Annotated in this window: 6 protein-coding genes; 2 read left to right on the forward strand and 4 right to left on the reverse strand. The window is 66.4% G+C overall.

Annotated elements, in window-relative coordinates; translation table 11 throughout:
• Nucleotides 1–216: 216 nt before the first annotated feature.
• Complete coding sequence (locus VNM24_07230; protein HWQ38391.1) at nt 217–1,140, forward strand: crotonase/enoyl-CoA hydratase family protein; 924 nt, start codon at nt 217–219, stop codon at nt 1,138–1,140.
• Here the strand turns inward: VNM24_07230 and VNM24_07235 are convergent.
• Nucleotides 1,137–1,820 carry an iron-containing redox enzyme family protein gene (locus VNM24_07235; protein ID HWQ38392.1) on the reverse strand — a complete coding sequence of 228 codons (684 nt, stop codon included), beginning with the start codon at nt 1,818–1,820 and terminating at the stop codon, nt 1,137–1,139. The genes VNM24_07230 and VNM24_07235 overlap by 4 nt on opposite strands.
• An 81-nt stretch (nt 1,821–1,901) precedes the next feature.
• Between VNM24_07235 and VNM24_07240 the strand changes: the two genes are divergently transcribed.
• The gene (locus VNM24_07240; GenBank protein ID HWQ38393.1) at nt 1,902–2,852 is read left to right on the forward strand and encodes a sterol desaturase family protein; all 951 of its coding nucleotides are present in this window, start codon (nt 1,902–1,904) and stop codon (nt 2,850–2,852) included.
• On the opposite strand, the gene VNM24_07245 is transcribed toward VNM24_07240, so the two are convergent.
• From VNM24_07245 to VNM24_07255, 3 genes are all read right to left on the reverse strand, one after another.
• Nucleotides 2,849–5,368 (reverse strand): ATP-binding protein, encoded by a 2,520-nt coding sequence (locus tag VNM24_07245; protein ID HWQ38394.1) that lies wholly within the window; start codon nt 5,366–5,368, stop codon nt 2,849–2,851. The two genes, VNM24_07240 and VNM24_07245, sit on opposite strands and share 4 nt — an antisense overlap.
• Nucleotides 5,365–6,459 (reverse strand): HD domain-containing phosphohydrolase, encoded by a 1,095-nt coding sequence (locus VNM24_07250; protein ID HWQ38395.1) that lies wholly within the window; start codon nt 6,457–6,459, stop codon nt 5,365–5,367. Before VNM24_07250 ends, VNM24_07245 begins: the two co-directional genes overlap by 4 nt.
• 112 nt (nt 6,460–6,571) lie before the next feature.
• Nucleotides 6,572–7,213: beta-ketoacyl-[acyl-carrier-protein] synthase family protein (locus VNM24_07255; protein HWQ38396.1), on the reverse strand; the 642-nt coding region annotated here is incomplete at its 5' end.

Consider the following 7,213-nt stretch of genomic DNA (forward strand, 5'->3'; position numbering starts at 1 on the left):
CAATGCCGCGGCAGGCGTAGCTCGTGTTGATCATTTCGTCCGGCCCCCGTAGTTCGGATGCTACACGGGCGCGCACCACGCGACGCGCCCGCCGGCGGCAGGGTTTGCGCCGGCGCCCGCGACGGCGTTTAATGAGGCGCAAGAGGCGCCGGAGGGGCCGGCGTCAGAGAACCGAGCACCCCGGCAGCGGGGGTTATTTCTTGTGGGGAGAGCATCATGAGCAGCATGAACGACGCGCCAGGTCTGCGCATCCCGTGCAGTAGCTACGCCGAAGTGGAGTACGAATTCGAGCCAGCCACCGGCACCGTCTGGGGCTATATGCGGCAGCGGGGCACACCCTGCTTCAATCTCGGCCTGCTGAAGGACATCCGCGATTTCGGCAATGCGCTTGCCGCGCGCGGGGGCACCTTGGAGTGCGGCGGTGTGCGTCACAAGGTGAATTACTACGTGGCCGGCTCACGCGTGCCGGGTGTGTTCAACCTCGGCGGCGATCTCGCATTGTTCCTGCTGCTGATCCGTTCGCGCGACCGCGATGCTCTTGCGCATTACGCCCGCCTGTGCATAGACAATATTCATGCACGCGTGCAGAACTACAGTTGCCCGGATCTGACCACGATTTCGCTCGTTCAGGGTGAGGCGCTCGGCGGCGGGTTCGAAACTGCACTCGCCTCCGACGTCATCGTGGCCGAGGAGTCGGCCATGATGGGTTTGCCGGAAATTCTGTTCAACCTGTTTCCAGGCATGGGCGCCTACAGCCTGCTGGCGCGTCGCGTAGGACCTCGTCTTGCCGAGGAGATGATCCTCTCCGGACGCGTCATGCCGGCAGTGAAGCTGCATGAGATGGGAATCGTGGACGTACTCGCACGGGACGGCGAAGGCGAGACCGCAGTGCACGACTGGATCACACGGAACGCGCGCCGCCGCCGGGGGTTCCAAGCGGTGATGCAGGCGCGCAAGCAGGTGTTTCCGGTAACGCGGGCGGAACTGGACGCGGTGGCCGATACTTGGGTGGACTGTGCGCTGCGCCTGGAGGACCGAGACTTGCGCATGATGAGCAGGGTCGTGCACGCGCAGCTGGAGCGCATGGAGCGTAGAGCGGTCAAGAGTCCGGGCACCCCTGCAGTTGCCGCAGCTGGCTAGCTCTGCAGATGCGATGCAAATCCGCCTTCGGCGAAGAGCTGGCCAAACTGATGAAAGTTGACGCGGGTGGCGTTGATGATGGCGGCCTGCGCCGCCGAGTCATCGATCGTCTTCAACAGCGCGTTCAACTTCGCCATATGGTCCGCGTCCATCGTCGCGTGCGACGAGAGAAACCGGAAGCCGCGGCGCTCAAGGTCGCGCCCTGCCTCCACGCCGATCGCCCGCGCGATGGAATCGGCCACGCGGCCGCCATAGACCGAGGCGATCACCTCGAGCACATAGAGCATGCCGAGCACCGAGCACGGATGTACGCGCTCCGACGCGTAGTAGTTGAAGGCAATCATCGCCTGCACCGGCGCACTCGGCGACTCGTCTCGCACCCGGGCGACGTCGCCCCCGATCGCGGCGAGGTCCTCGAGCACCCATGCTTCGTGTCCCTTTTCCTCGTCGATGCGCTGGTAAAGCTCGTAGCGCACGGAACGAAAGCGATCGTCGCAGCGCGCGGCGGCGACCGCCATGATCGGGCAGAAGTGCCAGACGATGTGGTACAGGTAATGAAGGAACGCGCGGTACTCGTCGCGCGAGAGGCCGCGATGGATCATCTCTTGCACCCTCGGAGCGCTCTCCAGCGTGCGGCGACTGGAATCGGACATCTCGACGAGCGTGATAAAGAACGACATCGTTTTCTCCGGAACCGAAGACATAATTCTAGCGCCGCCGGCAAGCCGGCCGGCTCGCTTCAGGACTGAAGGATCCCGGCTATGGACTCGATCAAGCTGTACCTGATGGCGCTCCCGATCTTCCTCGGGGCGATCTGCGTCGAGGCGCTGTACTACCGCCTCGCGCTGCGCCGGCCTTACGGCTGGAAGGTGACTGCATCCAACCTCGTTGTCGCGATCGGGCGGCTGGCAAGCGAAGCCGCAACGAAGGGCCTGGTAGTCGCGGTATATGTCGCCACCTGGCATTACCGGCCGTTCGACATCCCGATGGATCGCTGGGAGAGCTGGGTGGCGCTGTTCTTGCTCGTGGACTTCGCGTACTACTGGCTCCACCGGTACAGTCACGAAATCCGGTGGATGTGGGCACTGCACAGCGTGCACCACTCGGCGCAGCAGATCACCTTCTCGGTCGCCTATCGTCTGGGTTGGACCAACATCGTGTCCGGGCCTTGGCTGTTCCTGATCCCGGTGTGCTGGATCGGATTCGATCCCCGCGCCGTGGGACTCATGTACGCCGCAAACCTGCTCTACCAGTTTTGGCTCCACACCGAGACGGTCCCGAAGCTCGGGTTCGTCGAGACATTCCTCAATACGCCCTCCAATCACCGAGTGCACCACGCCGTCAACCCGGAGTACCTCGACCGGAACTACGGCGGCGTGCTGATCATCTGGGACCGCCTGTTCGGAACGTATTGCGAAGAGAAGGACGGTGTGCCCAAGGAGTACGGTCTGGTGCGCCAGATTGACACGTTGAACCCGGTCAAGATCGCGTTTGCCGAATGGGTGGCAATGCTGCGCGACTTGGGCTCCGCGCGCAGCGTGCGCGAGGCGGCAGGGTACCTGTTCGGACCGCCCGGCTGGCGCCCGGGCGGCAATGGGCTTACGACGAGGGAGATCCGCAGGTTAGCGGGGATTCCTGAGGATTCCCGGCGCTCGAGGCGCCGATCGTCCGGGATCGCCCAGCCCGTGGGAAGCGGCGGAATGGAACGCTAGCCAGCTGAACTCCTGCGCTCGCGGAGATAGCGCTCCAGCGCTTCGCGGGTCGCCGCCAGTTCCTCGCGCAGCGACTTGAGCAGCGCCGTCGCCTGCAGCTTCAGCTCGGCATCGGAAAGCCTGCCGATGTCCCGGCACAACAGCGTCAGGCGTTCGGCGCCCATGCTCGCCGCCGAGCCTTTCATTGCGTGCAGGTGGCTGCGGAATTCGGGCACGTGGCGCATCGCGAGCGAGGATTCCATCTTCGCCATCAGCGTGGCGTTGTCCGCGGTGAACACGTTGATCAGCTTGTCCATGAATGCCGGCGATGATCCGAGTTCCTCCAAATCGCGCAGGGTTTCGGCGTTGACCACCGGCGCCGGTCCGCTTGGCTGCGGCTCGCCACCGCGCTCGCGCGCGCGTTCCGCAGGCGCGCCCTGCGGCCGGGCCGCGCAGATATTCTGGATTTCCTGCAGCAGCCTCGCCGCCTCGACCGGCTTGCCGAGGAAGGCATCCGCTCCCGCCTCCAGGCTTTCCTGCCGCGCCTCGGTGGTGACATCGGCCGACAGCATGATCACCGGCAGCCGGCTCGCGGTCGTAAGCCGGATCGCCTTGACCGTGTCAATGCCGCTCATCCCGGGCATGTTGCGGTCAATAATCGCGACATCGTAAAGGGCCGCTTCGAGCGCATCCAGCGCACGGTCGCCGTCCGCGACCAGCGTGGGCACATGGCCGCCGCGCTCGAGAATTCTGCCCAGCACCTCGCGGTTGGTCGGGTTGTCGTCGGCAACCAGCACACGCAGGCCGCTCACGGCGGGACCGCGGCGCGCATAGTCCTGCAGCCGGACGACCCCCTCGCGCGCCTCTTCGCCCGCCCTGACCGAGTGCAGCACGTTGAAGAGCTGACGCTTGTCGAAGGGCAGTTCGAGCAAGGCGCCGAATCCCGCCGCGAGCGCGGCACCGCGGGGCACTTCGCCCGTCCGCTCGACCGCGATTACCAGCGCCGGGACCGGTTCCGGGGCGGCGCGGCGAAAGCGCTGGGCGCGCCGCACGTCCTTCTCGTTCGTATAGATGACGACGCTGTGGTAGGGCCGCGCGAGACTGATCTCGGATACGAGCCGGCTCACTCCTTCTTCGACGTCGGCCGCCGAGATCGGCGTGGCGCCCCAACCGGAGAGCGCCTCCACCAGCGCCTCGCGGTGCGGCGCCGGAAACCCGATCAGCAGAACGCGCGCTCCGGCCAGCTCTCCCGCACCGGCGGCCGTGCGCTCGGCCTGCTTCTCCAGCTCGACCTCGAACCAGAACGTGCTGCCCAGGCCGACTGCGCTCTCCAGCCCGATTCGCCCTCCCATCAGCTCGACGAGCTGCCTGGCGATCGCCGTCCCCAGACCGGTGCCGCCAAAGCGGCGCGTGGTGGACTGATCGGCCTGCGTGAAGCTCTCGAAGATGCGCCGCTGCGCCTCCGGCGCGATGCCGATACCGGTGTCGCGCACGGAGAACTTGAGCCGTACCGCGGTTTCGCTTTCGCTTTGCGTGCTGACGTGCACCGTCACGCTGCCGCGCTCGGTGAACTTGACTGCGTTGCCGGCGAGGTTGATCAGCACCTGGCGCAGGTGATGGGCATCGCCGCGCACCGCGGGCGGGACCTCCGGCATGATCGAAACCACGAAATCCACGCCCTTCGCCGCGGCCTGCGTCGCAAGGATCCGGCAGGTGCTGTTCACCAGCGCGTGCAGGTCGAAGTCGGTGCGCTCCAGCACCAGTTTGCCCGCCTCGATCTTGGAAAAATCGAGCACGTCGTCCACCAGGCCGAGCATCACCCGCGAGGAGCTGCGCAGCGTCTGCAGCATGTCGGCCTGCTCGCGGTTGAGCGGGGTGTCGCGCAGCAGGTCCGCCATGCCGATGATGGCGTTGAGCGGTGTACGCATCTCGTGGCTCACCACCGAGATGAAGCGGCGCTTGGCTTGATTGGCCGCCTCGGCGCGCTCGAGCGCGTCGAACATGCGGCGCACCAGCGACAAGACGTACAAGCTAAGCGCGAGATGACCGATCGCGACGCCGAAGCCCTCGACCCAGTGCTCGAGCCAGAACGGCGTCGCCGCGATGACAACGCCGAAGCCGACGAGGCTCGTGGCAAGCGACGCGATCAGGTAGGTCGGCCCATAGCGGAAGCCATTCGCCAGCGTCACCCAGACAAAAATCAGCAGCAGCGGTAACGCTTGCTCGCCGAAGTACCACATCGCGAACGTGACAGTCGCCATGTCGGCGAGCATGCCGATGCTGCGGCGCACGTGCGAGACCGCAGTTGAGGCAAGGTTCCATGCGAGAACGAAAACTGCAACCGCAAGATAAAAGGAAAAGACGAGGTAATAGGGCTCGAGCGCTCGCCACTCGGAGACACGCAGCCCGTCTGGCAGCAGATAGGCACCGAGCGCAAGGCCCACCACCAGCCGCACGATCGCCTGCTCGTGCTCGGTGTCCGGACGCGCCGCAAGGCGCGCCTTCAGTGCCGCGACGACGCTGCCCGGCGTGATCATCCGCCCGCCTCGATCGCAGTGTCCTGGAAGTCGCGCTGCACTTCCAGCACCTTGTCCTTCATGCCGAGGAACGCGTCCACCATCCGGGGATCGAAGTGCTTGCCGCGCTGGGCGCGAAGATAGTCGAACGCGTCCTCTGGCTTCCACGCCTTCTTGTAGGGGCGCCTGGAGGTAAGCGCGTCGTACACGTCGGCGACGGCGACGATGCGGGCGCACAGGGGAATGTGGTCACCATCCAGCCCGCTCGGGTAGCCCTTGCCGTCGTAGCGCTCATGGTGGCCGAGCGCGATCAGCGCGCCCATGCGCACGTACTTGGAAGCGCTGCCCTTGAGGATCTCGTGCCCGATCAGCGGATGGCGCTGCATGATGTTCCATTCCGCTTCGTCCAAGCGCCCCGGCTTGAGCAGGATGCCGTCCGGAATGCCGATCTTGCCGATGTCGTGCAGCGGCGCCGCCAGCTCGATCGTCTCGGCCTCGTCGCGCTCCAGGCCGATGGCGTTGGCGATCAGGCGCGAGTAGCGCGCCATGCGGATGAGGTGATAGCCCGTCTCCTCGTCGCGGAACTCGCCCGCGCGCGCAAGGCGCAGGAGCGTCTCCTTCTCGCGCTCGCGGATCTCGCGGGTTGCCTCCTCGACCATGCCTTCGAGGAGCTTGCGCTTGTCGTCGAGAGCGAGCTGCTGGCGCCGCAGCATCAGCAGATTGCGGCAGCGCGCCAGGCATTCGCGCGCATCCACCGGCTTGGTGAGGAAATCGGTGATGCCGGCATCGAGGGCCGCATATCGCACCCCCTTGTCCTCCTGCGCGGTGACCATCACGATCGGCACGTGTTCGTAGCCGGGAAGCGCGCGCAGGCGCCCGACCAGCTCGATGCCGTTCATGTCGGGCATGAGGTAATCCACCAGCACGAGGTCGGCGACGTGGCGCGTCGCCCACACCACCGCGTCCACCGGCCGGGCGAAGCCCTCGACGATGACGCGTTCGTCGAGGCTGCGCACCACCTGCTCAAGGATGGCGCGGCCGGTGGACTGATCGTCCACGACCATGATGGTGTTGCGGGTAGCGGGCAGCAGAAGGATCTGCGCCTTGGCCATCGGTCTCTCCCAGCCGATCTTGCGCGCGGCGACAGCCTACGCCGGGCCGGCCGTCAGTGTCCAGCCAAGAAGTTCCGGACCTGACAAAGGCTGACGGAGCTTCGTTCGCACTTCAATCAGGCCGCCCCGCCGAGGCACGCTCGGCAATCAGCACGACGTTCGACCCCCCGAAGGCAAACGAATTGGACATCACGGCGCGCACGTCGCCAGCGGGTTCAGCGCACCGGGCGACGTGGCGCACCGCACAAGCCGGGTCGGGTTCGTCGAGGTGCGCTGTCGGCGGCAGCAGCCCCTCGCGGAGCGGCATCAGGGCCGCGGCGAGTTCCAGCGCCCCCGCGGCACCGAGAAGATGTCCGTGCATGGACTTGGTGGAACTCACCGGCACGCGTTCACCGGCTTCGCCAAGCGCGGCCCGGATCGCCTCGCATTCGACGGGATCTCCGACGAGCGTCGCCGTGCCGTGTGCATTGATGTAGCCGATGTCCTGCGGCGCAAGGCTCGCATCGGCAAGCGCCTCCCGCATCGCTCGCATCTGGCCATCGCAGTCGGGCTTGGACATATGCACGGCATCGCAGCTATTTCCGTACCCCGTCAGGCGGGCGAGCACCCGGGCCCCGCGCCGGCGCGCCCGTTCCTCCTCCTCCAGCACAAACGCAGCGGCGCCTTCGCCGAGCACGAGTCCAGCGCGGCGCCGGTGGAAAGGCCGGCAGGAGGCAGCCGGGTCGGCGGCATCGGCCGGCGCGAGCGTGCGCAC

This window comes from Burkholderiales bacterium (genome assembly GCA_035560005.1).
Classification (GTDB): domain Bacteria; phylum Pseudomonadota; class Gammaproteobacteria; order Burkholderiales; family Eutrophovitaceae; genus DASRFY01.

What these genes read in the sequence shown, in the direction of transcription:
- VNM24_07250 (HWQ38395.1), bottom strand. Translation starts at nt 6,459, where the DNA reads ATGGCCAAGGCGCAGATCCTTCTGCTGCCCGCTACCCGCAACACCATC.
- VNM24_07240 (HWQ38393.1), top strand. Translation starts at nt 1,902, where the DNA reads ATGGACTCGATCAAGCTGTACCTGATGGCGCTCCCGATCTTCCTCGGG.
- VNM24_07235 (HWQ38392.1), bottom strand. Translation starts at nt 1,820, where the DNA reads ATGTCGTTCTTTATCACGCTCGTCGAGATGTCCGATTCCAGTCGCCGC.
- VNM24_07245 (HWQ38394.1), bottom strand. Translation starts at nt 5,368, where the DNA reads ATGATCACGCCGGGCAGCGTCGTCGCGGCACTGAAGGCGCGCCTTGCG.
- VNM24_07230 (HWQ38391.1), top strand. Translation starts at nt 217, where the DNA reads ATGAGCAGCATGAACGACGCGCCAGGTCTGCGCATCCCGTGCAGTAGC.